A 21,589-nucleotide genomic window follows, 5' to 3' on the forward strand; every position below is an offset into this window, starting at 1 on the left:
TACCCCCTGTAGGTAGACCATACGGCATAAAAGACTTGAAATGCAGGAAAGATAGAAGCTCTTAAGCCCCAAAAGGTGTCAGGGTTCCCATATGCTTGGAAAGATGCTTGAGGCGAATCCATAAGGATAGCTTTCGGCCATATGCTCCACCTCAGACTACGCGGCTTTTGCCTACACGTAACAAAGAATATTGTTAATGCCTGAGTTAAACTGCTTTTTTTGATACAGGCGGGCGATCTTCTTGGTCATGCTGCGGCTTGAAAACTGACGGATCATAAGATTCCGGACTTGATGCGTTTGTGTCTTGCCGTTTTTTTTCAATTGCATAATTTTGTTCAGGTCGTTTATAAGCTGCCTGTCTGTCCATTTCACTCGTCTGTTTTGATGATCCCCGAAATTTCTTCTCCAAGCATAGTTGAAATTTTTCACGGTCACCCGTCCAACAAACCCGCTGCATCCGACCGCGAGGACTGGTTTTCCGCAAGCTATTGCTTCCAATGCGACACGACCGGTTCCGACCACAACATCACATGATCGATAAAAATCACTCATATTCGAAATAAGCCCGGCTACAATGTATCCGCCAGTTTTTTTAACATATTTTTTGGATAACCTTCCTGCAATCATCACGCGGGTATTCGGTCTTCCAGCCTTAAACGATCGTAAAATACGGGAGATCCGCTGGCCGAGCGGCAATTTCTCTGATGTAAATCGGCCGACATACCCGATGACGATAGCACCCGCAGGGAATTTATATTTTTTGCGTAGAGATTTCGTCCCTTGCGGCCGAAAGGTTTCAATGGCAATCCCATTGGGTATGAGGTGCAACTTCGCTGTCTTTGCACCGCAGCGCACGGCATAGTTATATATGGGAGGCGAAACCGCAATGATCGCTTTTGCTATCGCACTCGATTTTCTGATCGCGGCTGGTTTAAAATATTTCCCATGCATAGTTACGACGACCTGGCTTGGAAGAGGACGCAATGTTGCCAGCAGAGATACGCTGAATTGATCATTGGCATGAACGACTTGGTATAATTTCAGCATCTTTTCCAACAATTTTTGAGAATTCTTGTATGAAGGCGCAATGTGAATTCGCATCCCTTTTTTGCGAAAAAAACCCAGCCACGTTCCGCCTGACGTATAGATCCCTACTCGATATCCTTGTTTTTTTAAGGTTTGCGCCAATGTCAATACGTAAGTTTCCGTCCCCCCTCCTGACCTCAAATTTTTAACCATGATTAGAACACTTTTCAAGTCCGGCGACCTCCCGCAAACTCGTAATACAACTCCGACATTATACATTATGACCGTCGATCCTTTTGGGACCATGACGTTTACATTTTCTTCATATTTATCGTACCTTTCGTTACGCCGATACATAAATATATTCGGAAGCGAAATAAGGAGGATGCTCATGGCAAGCAACAGCAGCCTTAAAGTATGGGTCATGACGAACGAATTTCAACCGAATATTGTCGGAGGATTAGGAATTGTCGCAACCCAACTGAGCAGAGTGCTGAGCAGCGCTGGGGTAAAGGTCAAGGTCCTATGCACCAGCAAATCTGGGAAACTTGTTGTATCGAAACCAGGAGTCAATATGCGTATCGTAAGGCTGCCTAAAAATAAGCATTATTTCAGGCAATCCGCACGCGCTTTCAAAGCCAATGCCGTTTTACGGGCAGCGGGAGCCTCAGGTTCGGGAAAGCCGGATCTGATCCATGTCCACAGTACAGAATTTGCCGATGCAGCAGCTGCGGCCAAGAACAAATTTCGCATCCCCATCGTATATACTTGCCATTCAAACGCTTCAGAAGGTATTCGTTCAATGCCCGGAAAAAATCAAGCCAAATTAATTCGTTTAGCTAGGAGGATCGTCGTTCCAAGCAGATGGCAAGCGGGGGCGACTAGACGGTCATATGGCGGCGTGAAAGGCCGGTTTGTCGTCATTCCGCACGGAGTGAATGCCGTTTCAAGACTCACGAGCGGCAACCCTAAGCATTTACTCTTCGTTGGCAGACTTATTCCGTCAAAAGGCATAAAACCTTTAATCAAAGCCGTCGCTTTATTATCCAGTTCCCACAAAAATGTTCGTCTAACCGTCGTGGGTAGCGGTAGTAAAAGCTATAGGAACCATTTGCGTGCCTTTGCAAAGCAGCTTGGCGTATCAGGACGCATCCGCTGGATGGGCAACCGCCCGCACAATGCGATTCAACGCATGTATGCATCCTATGGCGCCGTCATTGTGCCGAGCAAAAAAGAATCGTTTTGTCTTGTGGCGCTGGAGGCGATGGCGAACGGGGTGCCGCTAGTATCGACCTTGTCAGGCGGGCTAAAGGAATTTGTAAATAACCGGAATGCGCAAATTATTCGTTCCGTAAATGGAGCATCCATCGCCCGGGCCATTGCCGCTATGTGGGTAAACAAGAAAAACACAAAGAAGAGGCGGCTTCATGCAAAAGCTACCGCTGCCCGCTATAGATGGCCAAAAATCGCACAGCGCTACAAGTCGTTGTTTTTAGGCTTGAAGAAAGCGAGGACGCCATGAGTAAAAAATCGGTTTCCAGTATCGCAAAACAGTTTGGGATTAAGGTAGTGGGGCATAAACAAATCCGTAAAGGGATATTCCGGATTATTGCCCAAAATGGGCGAACCTACAGCCTGAAACGAATGCCAAGGCCGCTTGCGCGACTGAAGTGGATCGATCGTATGCTTCTGCGTTGCAATAATAAGGGTAGGGGGCTTCGACTTGTCTGGCGTAATCCGCGAACGCCGATAGGGAGAAAACTTTACGCCACATCCTCTAAAAATGAGCTTTACGTGTTGAATCCCTGGATTGCCGGGAGAAAGCCTTCCCCCCGTTCTTTAGGCGACATGCGGGCATGCGGCATCGCATTGGGCCGGCTTCATACGGCCGGTCGCAACGGACTTAAGGGGTATTTCGCCTATAGTCAGATTCGCACATGGCCCCAAACGCTTCAAGCACAGCAGCGGTATTTGCAAAACAAAATAGCAAAAGCGAACAGGAACGGCTTCGGCAGTACGGCGATTAACCGTTTCATCCAGCTCCATGGCAAGGAAATTTTACAATATTCAACCAAGGCGAGAGCGCTGCTCCGAAGCAGCGGATATTTCTCGTACCGCAATCGTCCGCGGACGCACGGTGTGTTGTGTCACGGCGATGGAGGGCCGAGTAATTTTATTATGAACGCCAAAGGAACCCATCTCCTTGACTTCGAAACGATGCATGTGGATTTGCGCGCCTATGATTTGTACCGGGTCATTTACAATTCATGCAAAGACCATCAATGGGATTTCAGGATCGCCAGGGCGATTCTAAACGGTTACCGTCAAGTCGCAAAACTGAGTAAAACCGATTATAAGTTAATCCGTATATGGTTGCGGTTCCCGCGTAGCACTTACCTGGTGCTGTCTCCCTTTAAAAGAATCCCCTTAACGAAGAAAAGGCTGCAATGGGCGCTGTCATCTGAAAGGAGGCTCGGTCCATTTCTGCAAAAGCTCGACAACTATGCCGCGAGAAATAGCTTATAAGGAGTTTTAGGTACAAGACAGGGGAGAACTGAATAAAATGAGGCAAGTAGATCATGAAATAATGATTGCTTGCCTCTTTGATTTGAACTGCAGCAGCCACTATTAATATTTGTTACAGAAATTGGCCTAATATGCATCTTCTTCAGGGCAGACGTGCAGCAACTGTTGCTGTTATCACTTATTTCTGTTGGCCTGGACACTGAGCAAGCGCCAGTCTCCGGTAGATGAAGCTGCACTTCACGAGCTGCTTTAAAATCACCTGCTAAGCCAGCAACAACACTACGTACTTGTTCATAGCCCGTAGCCAGCAGGAACGTCGGAGCTCGACCGTAACTTTTTGATCCCACGATATAAAAGTCCTTTTCCGGCTGACGCAGTTCCGCTTCACCATGAGGGCGTACGGTCCCGCAGCTGTGAATATTGGGATCAATCAAGTCAGCAAGTTGTGGAACGGATTCCACAGCTGTATCTGCTGCATATCGCAATTCTGAAAGGAACGAGAAATCAGGTCTTGCCCCTGTTGCCACAATAACCTCATCGATTTTATCAATAGAGTATGGCTTATCTAATTTAGTACCATGTAGAGAAAGGATGTCTGATTCTTTCTTAAGTTGATCAATAAGAAATGGGGTGTGAACCAGTACATTGCCTTGTTGTACATATTGGTTAGCTCGGGTACCAAGTGCTCCTCGTGCCGGTAACCCATCATTTTCTCCGCCTCCAAAAGCATCCGAAACTTTTTGCTTTCTAAGCACCCAATGGATTGTTGTTTCTGGGATCTCCAATTTCAACTCATTTAACAAAGTGAGTGATTGAATTGCCGAGTGGCCACTGCCTACAACAACAATGTTTTTCCCCGCATACCGTTCTTTAGCTGAACCCAAAATATCTGGAATACCACATACTGAATGTGATTTTTATTATGGGGCTCGCCTTCAGCAGGATGCCCACTTGTACTCATCGGGTTGGGTGTGAGCCATGTTCCAGTTGCATCAATGACAGCTGAAGCCTCTTTGCGCAATAACATACCGTTTTGCTCATATTCAATAATAAAGGCGGCAAGATCCCGGCCGGCTGTTTTCATTTTATCGAAACCTTTTCGATACACAGCTTTAACCAACGATTGAAGATGAATAAAGGGTTGTAATTGTTTTAGCTGAGATAGCGGTAAAAGATACTCATTAACTAATTCTAGCCCCGCAGGTATGTGATCTTTTGCTGGAGCTTGCCACCCAGACTCCAAAAGAAGCTCCTTAGCAGCTGTATCTATGTTAAATTCCCAAGGGGAGAACATCCTTACATGTTTCCAGCTAAGTACAGAGGATGCGATATGAGAGCCTCTTTCAAATAAAACAAAGGGCATGTTTCTCTTTACAAGTTGTGCAGCAGCAGCCAATGCTACTGGTCCGCCACCGATAATTGCTGTTGGTAATTGTGTTTTCATTGCTTATATCCCCCTTAAAATTATTTGCATTTTGCAAGTATATAGTATAGTGAAATGTAAGCCTCCATTATTTTGGAGGCACACAACATGTTGCTGATCTTTGCATAGCATCATTAAACAATTGAATAGAGCGCAGTACCGTTTCACGTTCAAATTCACTCATTGTTGACAGGACGCCATTGAGTTGAGTATTAACGGTAAGGTTAATTGCATTTTCAACGGTTAATCCCTCAGGTGTTAGTGATAATATAGTGATCCGTTGATCAGAAGGATGGGGGGATTTCTTAATAAATCCCTTATCAGCCAAAGTTTTTACCTGTCTGCTGAAAGTGGTGATGTCCATACCAAGAGCTACTGCAATATCCTGCATGGAGGGATTATGTTGACGATTAATTTCATAGAGAATATGACTTTGTACAAGTGATACTTCTTGGCCGCAACAGGAATCACAGCATTGTTCACTTAATAACCCAAAATTTCGGGACATGATTTGAAACATATTCCTCACATTTTCCATTTGCATGACCTCCTAGAGAAAGTTATAGCATTTATATTTGCAAATTGCAATTATTTTATAAAATCGATTTTAAAATCCCCAAAGCAGGAGGGGCTTGGGATTGTTAGGGGCTGGACCGGGGCAAAGCGGTCGTGAAGCACAAGGCGAGGTTACAGGAGAAGGTCCGTACGCTCTTTGCCACCATTGGAGAGGCTCAAAAAGACGAAGATGCCGAGCAGGGAGACTTTGTAGGCAGTAGGTTTTTTTATTTTGATTTTAGATTGAGGATAAGGGAGTGGATATTAAAATGATGTCTTCAATTGATTGTTTTGTATGCCGCAAACATAATGGTGAACTTAAAATAAATGGTGTCTGTTCCCGATTGAGAGGTGTTCTTGTATCCTTTCTGAATAGCTTACATTGTCAGCAAACCGTGGATAGTACTACATTAGTACATTGAAGAATGAGCTAGATGCAACATTTCCTTCAAATTGATAATTTTAAAATCAAAGCTGCCAATGGCGGCTTTTTCAAACTTATTTTTTATGAGCCGCGCACGGAACGCAGCTCATTAAGTTAGAATGATGGGAGAAAGAATGCTGATCGGACACATAGCTGATTTATAGACATATGTATAAAATACTATGTAATATACATCTACTAATTCGACAAGAATTGCTAGTTGGTACGGGTTTATATGGATTGTGACACAATATATCAAATGTAAAGTTTGGGATAGTGGTAACGCTGTCCTTTTTCGTCGTTCTTGAACTATAATATGGAGTAGAAATATGGTAGAATTTCCAAGTGGGACTTGCTATTTAGATTCAGTGTTTTTAGTAGCTGATCCGGAGCATGCTAAATGAAACTAACTCGGAGGATTAGGTAGGATTAAAGGAAAATGATAATTTTATAATTGAACTTAAAAACAATAGGGGGATACATCAATGTATTTGAAGCATTTGAAAATTTGGAATGTGTACGTCAGACTTTATGCTGACGGAGTAAGATTTGCTCTTCGCGCCTTCCTTGTAGCAACCTTCTTTGAGCGGACATCGCTTACACTTTTCTACGTCAAAATAATACGTGTCCGTTTGGTTTGTTCCAACGCCTTTCTTGCCCTGACGTGCTTTTCGAATCGCCAAATGACCAGCTTTGCACACATACATGCCTCAAGAACTTTTCGAACGTTTTAAAGAAAACGGAGTTAACATTATAGGCGAGCGGATAACTTGCGGTCCAAATGTAACGTTTGCAGACCCTGATGGAAACGTGTGGGAGATATGGATCCCTTAATTAATCAACTAACGGGCAGAAAAGTGCGATTACTATCCTCATTTGAGGAATACAAGGTTGCTATTGACCAACAAAATACATCATTGCAGCTAACTAATTAAATATACGGTTCAAATCTCTAACGTGTTAATATATGGATAATAGTAATTTCATCATTCATGGTGAGGGCGTGTTTTGGTGGGGAAATTCGATATTGTAACATGTACCAATTGCGGAAATGAAAACAGGGTATTGTCTGAAAAAATGGAATTCGCGAAATGCGCTGTTTGCAAAAAACGATTAAAAGGCGGCACATTATACGAGGTGCTCGAAATCCATCAAACGGCTTCACCAGAGGGGATTAGAGAAGCGTATCGGAGATTGGCCATGCATTGGCACCCAGATAGAAATATAGACAATGTTAAAGTTGCAACGGCAAAGATCAAACAAATTAAAGCTGCCTATAATGTGCTCTTTAATGAAGAGAGCCGTGCAATATATGATTCCATGCTTAAGAAACAATCCAATCAAGGAACGGAACAAAACAGCTCCTCAAATACATCCCATTCTAACACCTCATCTCAACATACAGAAAAGCAAAATGAAAACAGGCAAAATGCTTCTTATTCGAAACCGAAAAAGGATACTGCCCACACAACGAACATGGGCGGAAATAAGACAACAAAGAACTCAGAAGCAAATACTGAAGATACTGCATCGACTTCCGCACAAAGTCATTCCACTCATCCAGCACAAAAAAGGAATAAAGAAATCAATATCAAATTTACGCCACTTCGCATCGCATACTCCGTTTTTTTACTCGCATGTATGGTGGTATTCATAGTAGTGTTTGTGTCGGATACAGGCGAATCTTCTATTGCGGCGGTGGATACCGCGACTAATGAACAATCAGTGGTTACTCAAGCAGTCTCTGCAGCACCAGTAAGGCAAACTGACAAAACCCAAGAGGGTGAACCCCCTAAACAACAATCCATCATGTTTCAGAATGATCGACCGGTCCTCACATATAAAGAATCCGACGCGATTGGCGCCAGTTATTTCCTTCCAAATAGTGGCGGCAACGGGGAATTCACGATAGCGCCTGGCGACCGGGTGGAAGCATTTAGTGGCGAAAAGATCAATATTGATTTCGACGTCCCTTTTGAATCGGATCCTTTAATAAAGCTTAATGACCTAAAGATTGATGGCCTACCAACTGCAACTAATCCCAATATCACTTGGATTACTTTCACCGCAGTTGAAGGCGAGAATAAGGTAAGCATTACGGTTGATAATTCGACATACGAATATTTTTTTGATGTTACGATCGAAACAAAGCAATCATCTGCAGCAACTTCGTCGAGTTCGAACACCAATTCCTCGTCTAGTGTCTATTACAAAAACTGTACTGCCGTTCGCGATGATGGAAAGGCTCCACTATATGCCGGTGATCCGGGCTACAGCAGAAAGTTAGATCGCGATGGAGACGGAGTAGCCTGCGAATGAGGGATTCATTTCAAATTCGTACAAGGAAAGCGATAACGACGGCACTCTTCTGATCTCTGGACGTCTCCAGCGAGTAGAGGCTGCAGATCCGACTGCGGTCGTTGATTTACCGAATCCAGACGCCGCCGGCGGAAGACATATTTAGGATTTGCTATCAGTCTAGCGCGATTAACACGAAGGAATAATAACAATAGCGGATAAGGGAAATAAAGAAAGAAGAGTAGCAGAGACGCCTAAGTTCTTAAATGACTTGATACCGAAATATTGAAAGGAAGTTAAAAGTACATTTGATTTGAAATAGGGGATAACGATGAATCAAACCGAAAAAGTTAAATTCGATACAGCCGTTAATAATGCAGTACACAGATATATGAGAGAGAAAAAGTCAACCTGTATGTATCCTGGTTGTGAAATGGAAGCGATAAATTCCCATTCAATATCCGAAATGAGTTCGCTTGAAACGCTTAATGAACAAGGAGAAGACCGCAATTTACTAGCACCTAAATCACGGATGGCATATCCAAACAAGTCTATGCTAATTGAAGATTGTGGTATTCCCCACGCGTCAACATTTAAAGGATTCTGTAAGCTTCATGATGAAATGTTTGCTCGACTAGACCAATCAGGAATCAAATCGGAGAAAGATCTATTTCGTCAAGTGTTTAGATCTTTGAGTTATCACGTATTTAGGGAAAAGGTCATTGATGTCATCCGTCCCAAATTTATGGAGAAAATTGAAAAAGAGAAGCTGGAAGATGAAAAGCTTCATGGTGAATGGGATTCACAGATCGCAAAACTCATTGATTTCGGTTGTTCAAATGCTGCTGAGCAAATAAATAAAAGGATAGAAATCCTTGATAAGCAAAGGCTTGAAGTAAAAAGATTTTTAGACATTATGGTCGATACACATTATACTTATCCGTTAACAGATTTTACTGGTCCTGAAATTCCTGTATATGTAGTGTATAAGAGGTTAGGTTTTCAAGTTCCTGTTGCTGTTAATGGAAAAATCAGTTTTACTTTTGGTGATGGTTTTTCGCATTATGTCATTTTAATTTGTATGCCAGCTGAGAATACGACAGATTTTATTATAATAACAGACAAGGAGTTTCATGCTAAAGAAACTGAATATCTTGCTGCTATCGTAAATGATGACGTATATATACTGAATCTAATAGAAAGATTTATGGTGATGACTGATGAATGGTGGATTAAGCCAAGTATTTATAACAACTTATCTGAAGAAAGGAAAAGAATCCTAATCGAAGATTTGTATTGCTATGGTGAAGGTCTTGATATTTTGGGGAGTTATGACATGTCAATCTTTGATGAATTGCGGTTACAGCTTATTGATGAACTTCCAGATCATCGTAGATTGTATGAATTGCAAAAAATTTATGAACTACCGAAAAGAGCGGAACTCGAAGAAAGGAAAAAAAAAATACAACATAAATTTAATCAGCCATTATTCAGCTTTGAAATTATCGGGTGATAAGAATATTATCTCATTAATCGCTGCGTAAATGGCGCAACTGCAATAGAGGCCATGGATTGTTGTTATATAAAGAGTTTGAACGCAGCAAAAAGGCGGAAGCATTACGCTAACGAGCACATTAGTTGCATAGAAACGGCAGCCCATATCTGGCTGCCGTTTTCGCCAATTTACATACATATGTATAAAATACGGGTTTTGTGTAAATGTATTTTTATTTGTGCTGCTTGACATTTTCTAGCCCGTGCTCGATAGAAACAACATATGCGTTTTCCAACATTGACATTGTTATCATGATGGTTCCTTTCGCCTACAGTATTCAATGAGGAACAATTTTTACTCTCACATCTATTTTTCCATTCTTGCCACTTAAATCTTGTTCAATTCCTTCTGGATTTTTAACATGATGCTCAGGATCATACACAAAGCATACCAGTGTCTTACAAGCCGGATGAGCTTGATACCTTTTTATATCTATAATTAATTGTTCTCCAAGTTTCTTATCGGTCAGGTTCTTTGATGCCATCTTTACCTCTACTATGATTTGCTCATTTTTGAGTAGAAAATCTACTCTCGATGACGATCCAGCATTCCTTGGCGTGTAGTCCTCTTCAACAACATTTACAAAGTACGCTCTAAGCAGTCCATGCAATAAATCCTGTACGTCATATTCATCTCTGACATGGATTGTGCATCTGTTATTGTGTCTTTGTCGGAATTGTCTAGCCACAATATCAAATCTTGTCAGGATACCTAGTAATAAACTTAATTTGTTTTCTGATGTGTTTTGGACTTTATCTTCATTTCGCTTGTTAAACCATTCAATTTTATTAATCTCATTCCAAACGGCATCACGCAATTCTGCTAATCCATATGCATAGAATGAAGTTTTTGTAATGGGCATTTTAATAATGCTATCTAAAATAGATACTTCAAACAAACCTGTAACCTCATCATGACTATAGCCTCTTTCCACTTTTACAGTTGCATACTCCCAATTTATTTTATCATTCGATACTAATCTATAATTCCACCCTTTAGCCGTACATACTTTATGTATTGTTAATAACACTTCACTATACCTTTTTTCTTTTACTGCTCTTATATTCTTGGTGTTATGTGTTTTGCAATATCCAGAATCATATGCTTTAAAATTACATCTAGTTCCAGATTGGGTATTAGCAGCACATCTTTTTACATGATTCTCCATCAGCAAAATCTCCTTAGAACAATTATAAATAGCTTACTCGTTACTAATCTCTCATTCTTTTACTTTAATTTCGGTTTCTATTTTTACTTTTGCATATAAAGGCATCAAAAAAAAGCAATTCATTAAGTCTCTTTTTTGTAATCAGATAAAAAAATATCGCTCATATCACTAGAATCCTTTCTAAAGACACTCTTTTAAGTTCTTCTAACAATTTATTACTACCTGAGACTTAAGTCATACGTACAACATAATTGTACCACATCATAACAATCAGTTTCCTATGTGAAAATCAAAAAAACTACAGCCACGGGGCTGTAGGGAACATTCACTTCCCCTTAGTTGAGAAACGGCAGCCATCTTGCTGCATCTGGCCCACCCCCTCAAGGTTACAGAAGCAAAGGATCGCTGCCCTTAAAAATAAAGGTAAGGAAGATGAGGCCGGAATCCTGTCGCGTAGATCACCGTATCTACTGATTCTTTCCTTCCGTTTGACGAAACAACACCTTCGTCATAAAACACGTAAACGGATTACTTTCAATTAAAATCCAATTTTCACACTCTGAGTCACTGAATAATCTGACATTTCTATTGACCTTATTCCCGATAACTTCCCAATAATTGTTCCCGTATTTTGTAGTTCGTTTTATCGGAATAGGAGAATACCTGTTGACCAAACTCTCCTTGGACACCGCTGTTCAGAGGTGGTAACTTTACGAAATCATGTCGTTATACATCCAGCTCCTGTACCTTCTGAAGTTTCTGAAGCAGCTCCCTCCAATTCTTTGATTATAAGCCCATGGCTTGCTCCCAAAGAGCGCCTGTCTTTTCATCTTTTTGCAAAAATGGAGTATAATAATAAATAAGGAGGTGTGGAATATGCGAAATAAAGTTGTATTATCCCTAACACTTTTTGTTGTGTTTCTTATCCCCGCGGTTATTGGTTTTGCACAGTATGGGGGCCCTACTGCTGCAAATACGCAATATCAGAGTGAGGATAAAAACAAAAAAGCGGCAAGCATTGTCATTACAGACCCGGAGGAACTTAAAGAGTATGCAATTCAAAATGGATTAGAAATCATACCAACTAAAGTAGAGACCGAATATAACGGACCTAAGTGACCCAATCACATGACAGCGCATGAGATTGGGTTTCTCTTTGATGAGAATTTTAGAGTTTTATACAACAATATCCCGGTGCTTTTCTCGCTTCCACATGAAAATGATAAAGAGCACGCTAACCGCAACCATGCCACTATATGATGTCGGAACAACCCATTGGGGCACCTCAATATTTATGATACGTGTTACCAAATAAGTTAATCCGTATGTGATCATTGCAATAACAAACGGTACTTGAATACCAATTAAGGCAATATAATTCGGCATCATACTAGAGAAAGACATCGCAAGCAGTGCGTAAACTAATCCCAGCATGTAGATGGCCGCAACCGTCAGTGCCATGTACTGCAACAATGTCGGATCGTACCAAGAAAATGAGTCTATAAACATATGTATCGGTACGTTGAAGTACATCTCTGTGTTGTTTAAGGCATACATTCCAAAATAAACGATAAGCAAAGCGGTGATAACACCTAGCGTGCTAATTAGACCTGCGGCTAATTTCGTCTTATACAGCTCTCGGCCTTTCCTAGTTGTATACTGCAAATCAAGCAGCTGTCTTGAACGGTCTTTCATAAACACTGGCGATATAATCAGCACGACACTCACTAAGATAGCGATCGCCACATTGAAAATAAATTCTTTAAAATTTTCCATAACAACTTCCGGATAAACCTGATAATGACCGGCAGAGATCATTTCGTCAAAACGAGCCTCTTGGCGCGGATTTGCACCGTTTTTATAGGTCCCTACTCTCGCTTCTTTAGTTTCATGAAAATCCATTAATCGTCTTCTCTCTGGAAGTTCCCAGAATATATCCACTTGTTCTTCAAACATGATCTTGTCACGAAGAGCGGCCTGCTCCTTATTTTCCCAATCTATATTTAGAAAATCCTCATATGTCCCCACCCCTGCTTCTGCAAATTCTTTATTGGACTGCAAATATTGATTCGCTTCCTGCACTTGTACTTCATACGTTTTTTTAAAGTCCCTCCTATCTTCTTCATCCATATCATTTCCGTACTTGCTAATCATTTCGATACCAATGCGATACGAATCCAGGCTCGGCCTGCCATTGGGGAAATGGGAAATATGGAACTCAATACGCAGAAAGAATAGAACAGCATTTGCAATTACAAGCAGAAGCAGGATTCTCCAAGTAAAAATTTTCTTTATCTCATGAAATAAAATTCGCATCAATGCTCTCCTCTTGTTCTCCTTTAATGAATATCTTGTTTTCTAAATCTCCTCAAAGATATATAACTAAGTGCAACGACAATAATCGTCCAGGCACATATCGTGATCCATTCATAATTTTTAAACATCATCGCACCGCTGCTGTTCCCCATCAAAAACATATGCGGGTTCATCACAAGCTGAGATAAATTATATCCGGCAATGAAAATCAAATTCGTAGAAGCAGGTATAAAACCTGGCAACAGCAAAGCAACAGCGAAAAATACCGCAAAAATAAAGAAGGTAAAATAATTGTTTTTCACGAAAATAGAAATGCTGAAAATGATCGCTGTAAAGAGCATCATACTGGCGTAAACGAGCAAAATACTCCATATCAAGAAAGCCGAGAATGATATATTCCACCAAGACACATACGGCAATTTATATTCCCAATTCAACGCGCTGCTGATCGAGCTTCCCCATAAATGGGAATAATCGAAAACTGCGAAATAAGTGCCGAGTGTAAGGATGAGAATAAATACGCTAACTGTCGTTGCAGTGAGTAATGAAGCAGCTAGCTTGTCTCTCATCAATCGACGGCCTCTTGTCGTCGTATAGGCAACAAGATGCGTCCTGTTCTCAAACTCATAATTCGTAATCAACGCTGCCGCTAAAGCAATAATGATTAAACTTTCAAAAATCACATGTCCAAAGATGGTTCTAAATAAAAAGCTATGCATCTTGTATGGATCTCCTGCGAAAAACCACATTTTATGTTCGTCATTATCTTTCATTTCTTCAAACCGCAGCGATAATTTTATATATTCATTTTTCATTGTATCTGCTGCACTACCGCTAAATCGATACATATTGATTTGTGATTCACCAATCTGTTCCCAATCGATTTGATCATAGCGGTTGTCAATGTCATTCGCCATTTCGTAGTACTTTTCTTTGAGCTGCAATTCAGTGAAAAAATCCAATTCCGCTTCACTGTAATCCGTTCGCGTAATTTCGTTCAATTTGACAAGATCATGTTGTAAATCTTCTCTGAACTGATTCATGGAATCATCGGTAATCCCAACGCCATACTTTCCAGCCAACTGGTTCGCGACTTTCAATTCCTCTCTACGATCAGAGGTACTGACTATCAAGAGTATATTATAGGACGCAAACAATAGAAGGAGTGCAATTAGAATCGGCGATGTGAATGCCTTTTTACATTCGTAATAAATAATATCCACTAGGGTTCACACTTCCATTCGGATTTCATCGCGATATTCATAAAGAAATACATCCTCCAAGCTAGGAGTTACAGATAACCACCCTTCCGCCGCTGCCCCCTTATGAATAAAACGGATATTCATTTCGCCCGATTCCTGTTTTTCCAAAAGGACGGTATATCGGTTTCGAAACGCATCTAAATGTCCGTAATCGATGGTCGTCTCATAAACATGCCCTGCCAACGTATTGCAAATATTTTCGACCGAGTCTTTGTATAAAACTTCCTGATGTTTAATCATTATGACTTCGTTTGCGATGGATTCAACGTCTGATACGATATGTGTGGAAACGATGACCAGTCTATCTCTGGCCAGTTCGGAAAGCAAGTTCCTGAATCTTGCACGCTCCTTGGGATCCAATCCTGCTGTAGGTTCATCCAGAATAAGTACTTTCGGGTTATTTAACAGAGCTTGGGCGATCCCGACACGTTGAATCATTCCCCCGGAAAACTTCTTCATTTTTTTATTTCCCACTTCGCTTAATGCTACCTTTTCCAATAATTCCTTAATGATACGAATGGAATCTTTTCGGCCCATTCCTTTTAACGCAGCCAAGTACAGCAAATATTGTTTGGGTGAATAGTTGTTGTAATAACCAAACTGCTGTGGCAAGTAGCCAAGCAATGCCCGGAATTCATCATCCATGTGGATGATGTTTTTACCGTCATAAACAATCTCCCCCTGACTGGGCGTTATTAAGGTCGCCAGCATCTTGATCAACGTTGTTTTGCCTGCCCCGTTGGGAGCGAGCAATCCATAGACCCCGTTATGAAGCTCCAAAGTAATATTGTTTAAAGCACAAAAGTTTCCATAATACTTGCTCACATTTTTCACGACGATCAAATCAGTAATCTCCCTCCGCGTATTGAAAATGAATAAATCGATTTAAAGATTTCAAGTAGCCATATAAGGTTCCGACGAATACTAGTGCGTACACGAATAGTGGCAAATTGACGAGAATATCGCGATATATAGGGTTGTCCATGTATATAAGAAGCAGATTGCCAAGCGTCCACCCGATGATGGTTGCAGCTGCCGCAACGGTCGAGCGTCGTTTCATCACGGCGAATAAAATGAGGATGGAAAAGGCAAACAGACCTGTACTGGAAATCATAAACGCTCTCGCAAAGTGAACGTCTTCATAGATCATGGACATAAACACTAATGTCATCGTATTGAACATAATGGCTATGACACTGAATATAAGCATGCGAAAGGCAATGATTTGATACACATTATATTTGCAGGTCATCTCCACTTCGAAAGTGCCGCTTATGATTTTGTTAGAATACGTGTATAGCGAAAGAGTGAGAAACAAAACTGGCGAAATCAGAAAAATAAAGCCGTACATATCATGCACATTTGCTTGCGATGGTTCCGGTTTGACAAGGAATAAACCTGACAAGATGATCGCCGTGATCCATGCGAAAATAAGCTCCGACCGGTCTGAGAATAAATGTTTGATCCCGATTTGTTGATGCATGGATTTCAAATAAGAGATGAAGGAAACCTTCTGTTTCGAAGCAGCAACAACAATTTGCTGTGTTTGTATATGTATCGTCTGTTTATCCGGCATGGGAATACGGAATATTTCTTTATTCATAGGAATCCTCCCTTACTTCTTCTCGTATCCGTTTCAAAGCTGCATAATATTTCGTCTTTACCGTCGACTCCGGAATCGTTTCGATCATTGCAATTTCTTGAAATGTATACTCTCCGAACAGTTTCAGTCGCATGATATGCTGGGAGACTGCATCTAGTTGATTCACAAGCGAAGTCACTTTCTCGAACTCCTCTTTGTACTCAAGCGACACAGTCAAATCGTGATGATCTTCAAACTCGTACTCTTCGATGGATTCAACCCTTCGCGCATCCTTGTAACTCCTCGATCTGTAATAATCAACGAGCCGATTGGTCGCCAACTTATAAAGCCAGGTTCGGAAGGATGCCTTTCCTTCGTCATAATTCGCGATTGACTTTAGAACAGTGATGAAAATTTCCTGCGTTAAATCAAGCGACAGCTGTTCGTCAAGCGTTTGTTTGAATACAAAGACATACATTTCATTGTAATATTTTGAAACGAGCTCGTTTGCTGCACTTTTATTTGCGTTTTTCTTTATTTTCCTGATCCACTGCTTTTCTTTATCCATGTCTCACCCTTGCTCAACCTGTGATTATTGCTGCTCTATAAGTATATCCGTAATAAGTTTGAAAATAGTTTTTGGAGTTGGGAAAATCAATCATGGTGCTCTGACCATGGGTTAGTTGTGTACGGCACGAAACCAGTCAAGGTACAACGATGAACATTTACTTGCTATCTTCCACTACCGGAACAAGGAATAGAGGTGTTTGCTGTCACCTGTTGATACTGAACGCGGTTAAACAGCGCCCCCATACTGTTAGCCGAATTCCCTGCTGGGCTTCCAGCTGTGCCCGCACAGCTCCCTGAATCGCCTTGCTCAAGACCTCCGCCAGCTGATACAACGTGAGCTCCAAACAGCCCCACCCTCGATTTCATCATAAGCAAAAAATGCCACAATGCGCAAAAACACTCGCATTATGGCATTCAACATGTATGGTCCGATCTATACCCTAATGATGTAAGAGTTTGCTTATCTATGTATATTCCTTAATTTCTACTCATTATTCAAACTGTTATCTTGTAACCACCTTGCAGCTTCTTTACCTACTAGAATTTCGGGACTTTCTGGAGTCCCAATATTAATGCTTTGAAAGTTCGCTTCATCAATTCCTTTAATATTTTTTAGTATTACTCCATTAAACGATACATTCTCAAACCTGGATTCACTTATATCTACATTATTTAATCTTGCATTGCTAAAGTCAGTTAATGTGAAACTAATAGCAGACAAATTACAATCTATCAAGTCGGCACTTTTAAACATCGTTTCCCAACAGTCACTTCTAGCAAACCTAACGCTATTTAAAGTTGCTTTAGAAAAATTAGTATATGATAAATCTGATTTATAGAAGTCACAGGTATCTACATTAGCATTTTCAAAAGTTGATGAACATAAAACCGATGCATGTAAATCCATATTCTTAATATTAAGATTATCAAAAACACAATTTATTATATTTGCTTGTTCTAAAAATCTATCAGACAGATCAAAATTTCTAAAATCCACTTCTTGCACCCTTAATTTTTCACCTTCTTTACCACTTGTCTCAACCCATTTTTTATGCAATTCTAACTTGATAATAATATTTTGTATCATCTTTCGATTTCCCTCCTTATGGGTACCATACTATTCTATTTGACACTCCTGCTTCATCAATTGCTGATAGCCATGAAATCAATTGATTACTCTATTCACCCAATAAAAACCACAGCATCTCCTCGTTGAAAAGCAGTAGGAAGCGTAGTTTCAAAAAGATCAATTCTTGATAGTATTTTTTCCTGCACATCACCCTGTAAGTTTATTCGTACCCAGTCTTTAAGTAAACTAAGTTCATGTATCAAAAAAACAGCATCTTCTTTTGTGACATCTATTCCATACCTAATACCCGCAATCCACTCTGTATTTATTGACTCAATTGCAGGTATCCAGAATCTTTCAAAGAAATTTTGTGTAGCAACTGGAATACTAAAATGTTGTTCAAATTCGTTTTGTGGTTCGAGAATTATTGCTGAAACAGCCACAGTCAACTTCCTCCTTTTCCAAACTCAGCAGTAAAAGTGTAATCCGGGAATTCTTCTTTAAGTTTTTTAATAACTTTCTGTACAGCTTCTCTTCACTCTGGTGTATCTGCATACAATTTCATCAAGTGTAGGTATCTCGACACTCCCGTTTTTTGTCGGTCTAGTATGATCGACCTTTTGAAGGTTTAGTATTCTTTCCTTTGTATTTTCATAAATTTGTTTGTTGGCCCATTTCTCGGCCGTTTGGTATGGTTTACCTTTTTTGGGGTTAATAACCTAAAATCCTTCAGCGCTTTCAGCAATTTCAACCTCTTTAGAGTATGGAACTCTTGGAGGAACTTCACCCGTCCCCTAAGTTGTAATCTTAAATTCTTTAAAAGGAAAGGTGGCAACTGTTTTACCAATTACCACCATTATATCAGCTTGCTAAACGTTCTGTTAGAGTTGCCGCCCGATATTCTGTCTTGTGCTTCATCATGCTATAGATGATGTTCACGAGTCTTCTCATGACGCATTACTTGGGTTAACTATGCTATTGATTGAATGATGAGTTCATTCGGCACTGGGTGGGGTATTTTTGAATAACCGCCTCTTGCATGTTTGTATTGTTTAGTTTAATGCGGCGAAAATAAAGAAACCACAACACTGCGGTGAAGCTCGCATTGTGGTAGGTTCATTCTGCACTAGATAACTACCAAGATTTATTTCATGACTAGGTATCAAATGAGTTCCAGCGATCTTTATCTACAAGAGCTTGAATGTTACAAAAACCGTAAACTTCTATCATACGCTTTTTTATGAGAAAGCCATCACCATTCTCAATCTCTTCCTGAGTATACTCCTCTCCTTTTAATGACCAAGTAATTATAGTCTCTACATGAATTTCCATATCGGTTATTAGGATACTTCGAATCTCATTCCAAATAGTTTCTTCTTCCCTATTTTTTTTAAGTGCTTCTTCATATGAAGCCACAATAATAACCATAAGAGCGTACTTTTCATCTACACTCCAATTATTCGATCTATAACCATGAATAAATTCTTGAAGTCTAGAAGGATCCGCAACTATAATTTCCCAATCAATGTAATGTGCATCTGATAAATCAAATTTTTCGATAAGATTAATTCTTGCCTCTGGTGTAACTCCTATCGGATATTTGTTCATATTATCACCTTTCTGGCTTTGTAGGATGGCTACTATTGTATGAATATGCACTTGTTAAACTGTTGTCCTCTCTAACAACAATAATTGCTCTATCTACTGAACCTTTTCTCCTGTTTTCAGGAATGATGTCCCTCCAACATTACTCGGTAATTCTATGTCATAAACTCCCGGTCCTTGTTTCGCAACTTCTGATATTTGTTGAATAAACAGTCCACTTTTAACACCGGGTTCATATGTTTCTTTTATGACGCCCCCGTCTTTATATTTATCAATAAACATTATTCTTATATGTAAATATTGTACACCTAGTTCATACCACTCTTCATCACTCATCACTACTGCTACTGATTTTATTGTGCCATCAAGTTCGACCCCTAAATCCCGCAGCCATTGCCTGCTTTCTCGGCTTGGATATGCACCTCTTCCATGAGCGCCTCATTTCCAATTTCCTTATATGCGCCATACGTGGTCTGCGCTCTCGCGATCGCTTCCCGGGCATTGAGTATCACCTCCAGCTTGGCCTCCGCAATAATTCGATCCGGATAGGGGAGATTGGGTTGAAGTAACTTCGCTCTCAGCTTCTGCACGACAGGGTCCGTGTTTATCCGATCATGCGGGATCATCGCGATGATCTTCGTGACCAGATTGTGAACCAGCTTGCCAAAGGACGGGGAAATTAGAGGTGTTTGCTGTCACCAGTCGATACTGAACGCGGTTGAACAGCGCCCCCATACTGTAAGCCGAATTCAACCACTTTACGACATTATGCATTAGCTTCAATCGCTTAAAAAAGCCACAACCTCTTCCGCTGCTCCCCTCCCTTGCTGAATGCAATCGGGCAAGCCCACACCTTCATATCCAGCTCCACATAGGAACACACCGGGGCTCGTGTATTTCAATTGCTCTCTGGCTTCCCGTATCCGTACCAGATGGCTGATACCGTACTGCGGCATCGACCTTACACAACGAGTAACTTCGTAGAAATGCGGATCGGACGTAATCCCCATCATGTCCCTAAGATCCTTGCGAACACCGGCAATCAGCTCACTATCGCTTAGCTGCAGCCAATACTGTGCACCCGAACGCCCTACATAAGTTCGCAGCAGGATGCCATCGGATGGCGCGGCATGAAGCCACTTGGAGGATGACCATGTGCAAGCAGTAATCATCCTCCCTTCTTGACGCGGGACAACGAATCCAGAGCCATTCAAAGGAAAATGAACGTCCTCTCGCTTGTAAGCCAGCGCAATATTGGCAACAGAGATATAAGGCACTTGCTCCAGCCACGATGATGCGGGAAGTCCCGGCAGCAGCTTGGCAGCCTCGTAGCTAGGCAGCGCCATAATGACTCCGTCCGCTTGCAGAGGCAGTCCTTTGTCCAAAACAAGCTCATACCCGCCCTCATCGTATTTCTTCATTTCCACAACACCCTGCCCAGCAAGGATTCGAATCGAACTCATCGCATCCTTCAGTCGATTCACTAATGTGATGAGGCCGCCCTTATAAGTAAGGAACATGCTTTGCCGCGCGATTTCAGGCAGCCCGCTCAATTGCTGCGGCAGCTTTCTGCCGGCCAGCATGCCTACTATTAAACTGCGATGTGTCTCTTCCATCTGCTTGAATTGAGGAAATGTCGCTTGCAGACTCAAATTTTGCGTTTCACCAGCATAGATCCCTGCGAGCAGCGGCTCGGTTATATTTTCCAGCACCTCTCGTCCCAGCCTCCGCTTAATGAAGCTTCCTAATGCTTCATCATCCATTCCTTTCCTTGCGGGCAGCAGCAGATCCATCGCCGCGCGAAGCTTGCCGAGGGGCGAGATCAGCCCTGTCTTCATGAAAGGGGTCAACTTCGTCGGAATGCCAAGGACAAGACCCAGCGGCATCGGATGGAGCTTGCCCTTATGCAGTATAAAATTTGATCTTGCCTGTGGATTCGTTGCTGTCAGCTCTTCCTCCAGACCGAGCTCTTTAGTCAGGTTAATTATCGGCAGCTTTCTCGCGAGAAAGGAATCAGGTCCTTTCTCGATTGTATAGCCATCATGATGCAGGGTGTTGATACGTCCTCCCAACTGCCCTTCCTTCTCGACCAGCGTAATTTCAACGGGTATTCGGCGCTCTTCGAACTGTTTCATGGTGTAATACGCAGCGCTGAGGCCGGTAATGCCGCCTCCGATGATAACGATTTTCTTGATGGATTTGTCCATATG

22 protein-coding genes and 1 pseudogene are annotated in these 21,589 nt (G+C 41.4%); 6 read left to right on the forward strand and 17 right to left on the reverse strand.

The genetic code is table 11. From position 1 onward, the window contains the following. Positions 1-171: 171 nt before the first annotated feature. Complete coding sequence (locus L6H65_RS10230) at positions 172-1,257, reverse strand: glycosyltransferase family 4 protein (protein ID WP_236341147.1); 1,086 nt, start codon at positions 1,255-1,257, stop codon at positions 172-174. Positions 1,258-1,417: 160 nt separating this feature from the next. On the opposite strand from L6H65_RS10230, the gene L6H65_RS10235 reads away from it, so the two are divergent. Continuing rightward, a complete protein-coding gene (locus L6H65_RS10235; RefSeq protein ID WP_236341155.1) occupies positions 1,418-2,548 on the forward strand; it encodes a glycosyltransferase family 4 protein in 1,131 nt (376 codons plus the stop codon). Then, positions 2,545-3,552, forward strand: coding sequence for a phosphotransferase (locus L6H65_RS10240; protein ID WP_290370367.1), 1,008 nt, complete (start codon positions 2,545-2,547; stop codon positions 3,550-3,552). The genes L6H65_RS10235 and L6H65_RS10240 overlap by 4 nt, the downstream gene beginning before the upstream one ends. Here L6H65_RS10240 and L6H65_RS10245 read toward each other — a convergent pair. The 4 genes and pseudogenes from L6H65_RS10245 to L6H65_RS10260 form a co-directional block, all read right to left on the reverse strand. Beyond that, complete coding sequence (locus L6H65_RS10245) at positions 3,528-4,436, reverse strand: NAD(P)/FAD-dependent oxidoreductase (protein ID WP_236341157.1); 909 nt, start codon at positions 4,434-4,436, stop codon at positions 3,528-3,530. The two genes, L6H65_RS10240 and L6H65_RS10245, sit on opposite strands and share 25 nt — an antisense overlap. Further along, on the reverse strand, positions 4,388-4,996 hold the full coding sequence (locus tag L6H65_RS10250) for an NAD(P)-binding protein (protein ID WP_236341159.1): 609 nt from the start codon (positions 4,994-4,996) through the stop codon (positions 4,388-4,390). Before L6H65_RS10250 ends, L6H65_RS10245 begins: the two co-directional genes overlap by 49 nt. 67 nt (positions 4,997-5,063) lie before the next feature. Beyond that, positions 5,064-5,513, reverse strand: coding sequence for a MarR family winged helix-turn-helix transcriptional regulator (locus tag L6H65_RS10255; RefSeq protein WP_236341174.1), 450 nt, complete (start codon positions 5,511-5,513; stop codon positions 5,064-5,066). A 956-nt stretch (positions 5,514-6,469) separates the two neighbouring features. Beyond that, positions 6,470-6,664, reverse strand: a pseudogene (locus L6H65_RS10260) (IS5/IS1182 family transposase); the annotation flags it as partial. Between L6H65_RS10260 and L6H65_RS26780 the strand changes: the two are divergent. From L6H65_RS26780 to L6H65_RS10270, 3 genes are all read left to right on the forward strand, one after another. After that, a complete protein-coding gene (locus L6H65_RS26780; protein ID WP_371877686.1) occupies positions 6,660-6,788 on the forward strand; it encodes a VOC family protein in 129 nt (42 codons plus the stop codon). The pseudogene L6H65_RS10260 and the gene L6H65_RS26780 overlap by 5 nt on opposite strands. A gap of 177 nt (positions 6,789-6,965) precedes the next feature. Beyond that, positions 6,966-8,273, forward strand: coding sequence for a DnaJ domain-containing protein (locus tag L6H65_RS10265; protein WP_236341182.1), 1,308 nt, complete (start codon positions 6,966-6,968; stop codon positions 8,271-8,273). A gap of 310 nt (positions 8,274-8,583) precedes the next feature. After that, complete coding sequence (locus L6H65_RS10270) at positions 8,584-9,765, forward strand: hypothetical protein (RefSeq protein ID WP_236341184.1); 1,182 nt, start codon at positions 8,584-8,586, stop codon at positions 9,763-9,765. 319 nt (positions 9,766-10,084) lie between these two features. On the opposite strand, the gene L6H65_RS10275 is transcribed toward L6H65_RS10270, so the two are convergent. Further along, positions 10,085-10,975 carry a PD-(D/E)XK nuclease domain-containing protein gene (locus L6H65_RS10275; protein ID WP_236341186.1) on the reverse strand — a complete coding sequence of 297 codons (891 nt, stop codon included), beginning with the start codon at positions 10,973-10,975 and terminating at the stop codon, positions 10,085-10,087. 876 nt (positions 10,976-11,851) lie between these two features. Between L6H65_RS10275 and L6H65_RS10280 the strand changes: the two genes are divergently transcribed. Next, positions 11,852-12,094, forward strand: coding sequence for a hypothetical protein (locus L6H65_RS10280; protein WP_236341187.1), 243 nt, complete (start codon positions 11,852-11,854; stop codon positions 12,092-12,094). A gap of 57 nt (positions 12,095-12,151) precedes the next feature. On the opposite strand, the gene L6H65_RS10285 is transcribed toward L6H65_RS10280, so the two are convergent. The 11 genes from L6H65_RS10285 to hemG all read right to left on the reverse strand — a co-directional run bounded on the left by L6H65_RS10285 (position 12,152) and on the right by hemG (position 21,586). Continuing rightward, positions 12,152-13,291: a hypothetical protein gene (locus L6H65_RS10285; RefSeq protein WP_236341189.1), complete on the reverse strand. Its 1,140-nt coding sequence runs from the start codon at positions 13,289-13,291 to the stop codon at positions 12,152-12,154. Positions 13,292-13,314: 23 nt separating this feature from the next. Next, on the reverse strand, positions 13,315-14,514 hold the full coding sequence (locus L6H65_RS10290; RefSeq protein WP_236341191.1) for a hypothetical protein: 1,200 nt from the start codon (positions 14,512-14,514) through the stop codon (positions 13,315-13,317). Positions 14,515-14,520: 6 nt separating this feature from the next. Continuing rightward, on the reverse strand, positions 14,521-15,387 hold the full coding sequence (locus tag L6H65_RS10295; RefSeq protein WP_236341311.1) for an ABC transporter ATP-binding protein: 867 nt from the start codon (positions 15,385-15,387) through the stop codon (positions 14,521-14,523). A gap of 10 nt (positions 15,388-15,397) precedes the next feature. Beyond that, positions 15,398-16,156: a hypothetical protein gene (locus L6H65_RS10300; protein WP_236341193.1), complete on the reverse strand. Its 759-nt coding sequence runs from the start codon at positions 16,154-16,156 to the stop codon at positions 15,398-15,400. Continuing rightward, positions 16,149-16,703 carry an RNA polymerase sigma factor gene (locus L6H65_RS10305; RefSeq protein WP_236341195.1) on the reverse strand — a complete coding sequence of 185 codons (555 nt, stop codon included), beginning with the start codon at positions 16,701-16,703 and terminating at the stop codon, positions 16,149-16,151. The genes L6H65_RS10300 and L6H65_RS10305 overlap by 8 nt, the downstream gene beginning before the upstream one ends. Before the next feature lie 486 nt (positions 16,704-17,189). Then, complete coding sequence (locus L6H65_RS10310; protein WP_236341198.1) at positions 17,190-17,792, reverse strand: pentapeptide repeat-containing protein; 603 nt, start codon at positions 17,790-17,792, stop codon at positions 17,190-17,192. 95 nt (positions 17,793-17,887) lie between these two features. Then, a complete protein-coding gene (locus tag L6H65_RS10315) occupies positions 17,888-18,217 on the reverse strand; it encodes a hypothetical protein (protein WP_236341199.1) in 330 nt (109 codons plus the stop codon). 712 nt (positions 18,218-18,929) lie between these two features. Further along, a complete protein-coding gene (locus L6H65_RS10320) occupies positions 18,930-19,382 on the reverse strand; it encodes a hypothetical protein (RefSeq protein WP_236341201.1) in 453 nt (150 codons plus the stop codon). Positions 19,383-19,475: 93 nt separating this feature from the next. Then, complete coding sequence (locus L6H65_RS10325; protein WP_236341203.1) at positions 19,476-19,715, reverse strand: hypothetical protein; 240 nt, start codon at positions 19,713-19,715, stop codon at positions 19,476-19,478. Between the two features lie 41 nt (positions 19,716-19,756). Next, positions 19,757-20,005, reverse strand: coding sequence for a hypothetical protein (locus L6H65_RS10330; RefSeq protein WP_236341205.1), 249 nt, complete (start codon positions 20,003-20,005; stop codon positions 19,757-19,759). A gap of 153 nt (positions 20,006-20,158) precedes the next feature. Further along, on the reverse strand, positions 20,159-21,586 hold the full coding sequence (hemG, locus tag L6H65_RS10335; RefSeq protein WP_236341217.1) for a protoporphyrinogen oxidase: 1,428 nt from the start codon (positions 21,584-21,586) through the stop codon (positions 20,159-20,161). Positions 21,587-21,589 lie beyond the last annotated feature (3 nt).

The sequence above is a fragment of the Paenibacillus plantiphilus genome (assembly GCF_927798095.1).
In the GTDB taxonomy this organism is placed as follows: Bacteria; Bacillota; Bacilli; order Paenibacillales; family Paenibacillaceae; genus Paenibacillus_Z; species Paenibacillus_Z plantiphilus.

Bases quoted from the DNA above. Each gene is read 5' to 3' on its own strand.
- L6H65_RS10235 (WP_236341155.1), top strand. From the start codon at position 1,418: ATGGCAAGCAACAGCAGCCTTAAAGTATGGGTCATGACGAACGAATTT.
- L6H65_RS10240 (WP_290370367.1), top strand. From the start codon at position 2,545: ATGAGTAAAAAATCGGTTTCCAGTATCGCAAAACAGTTTGGGATTAAG.
- L6H65_RS10250 (WP_236341159.1), bottom strand. From the start codon at position 4,996: ATGAAAACACAATTACCAACAGCAATTATCGGTGGCGGACCAGTAGCA.
- L6H65_RS10255 (WP_236341174.1), bottom strand. From the start codon at position 5,513: ATGGAAAATGTGAGGAATATGTTTCAAATCATGTCCCGAAATTTTGGG.
- L6H65_RS26780 (WP_371877686.1), top strand. From the start codon at position 6,660: ATGCCTCAAGAACTTTTCGAACGTTTTAAAGAAAACGGAGTTAACATT.
- L6H65_RS10270 (WP_236341184.1), top strand. From the start codon at position 8,584: ATGAATCAAACCGAAAAAGTTAAATTCGATACAGCCGTTAATAATGCA.
- L6H65_RS10275 (WP_236341186.1), bottom strand. From the start codon at position 10,975: ATGGAGAATCATGTAAAAAGATGTGCTGCTAATACCCAATCTGGAACT.
- L6H65_RS10280 (WP_236341187.1), top strand. From the start codon at position 11,852: ATGCGAAATAAAGTTGTATTATCCCTAACACTTTTTGTTGTGTTTCTT.
- L6H65_RS10285 (WP_236341189.1), bottom strand. From the start codon at position 13,291: ATGCGAATTTTATTTCATGAGATAAAGAAAATTTTTACTTGGAGAATC.
- L6H65_RS10300 (WP_236341193.1), bottom strand. From the start codon at position 16,156: ATGAATAAAGAAATATTCCGTATTCCCATGCCGGATAAACAGACGATA.
- L6H65_RS10305 (WP_236341195.1), bottom strand. From the start codon at position 16,703: ATGGATAAAGAAAAGCAGTGGATCAGGAAAATAAAGAAAAACGCAAAT.
- L6H65_RS10310 (WP_236341198.1), bottom strand. From the start codon at position 17,792: ATGATACAAAATATTATTATCAAGTTAGAATTGCATAAAAAATGGGTT.
- L6H65_RS10320 (WP_236341201.1), bottom strand. From the start codon at position 19,382: ATGAACAAATATCCGATAGGAGTTACACCAGAGGCAAGAATTAATCTT.
- L6H65_RS10325 (WP_236341203.1), bottom strand. From the start codon at position 19,715: ATGAGTGATGAAGAGTGGTATGAACTAGGTGTACAATATTTACATATA.
- L6H65_RS10330 (WP_236341205.1), bottom strand. From the start codon at position 20,005: ATGATCCCGCATGATCGGATAAACACGGACCCTGTCGTGCAGAAGCTG.
- hemG (WP_236341217.1), bottom strand. From the start codon at position 21,586: ATGGACAAATCCATCAAGAAAATCGTTATCATCGGAGGCGGCATTACC.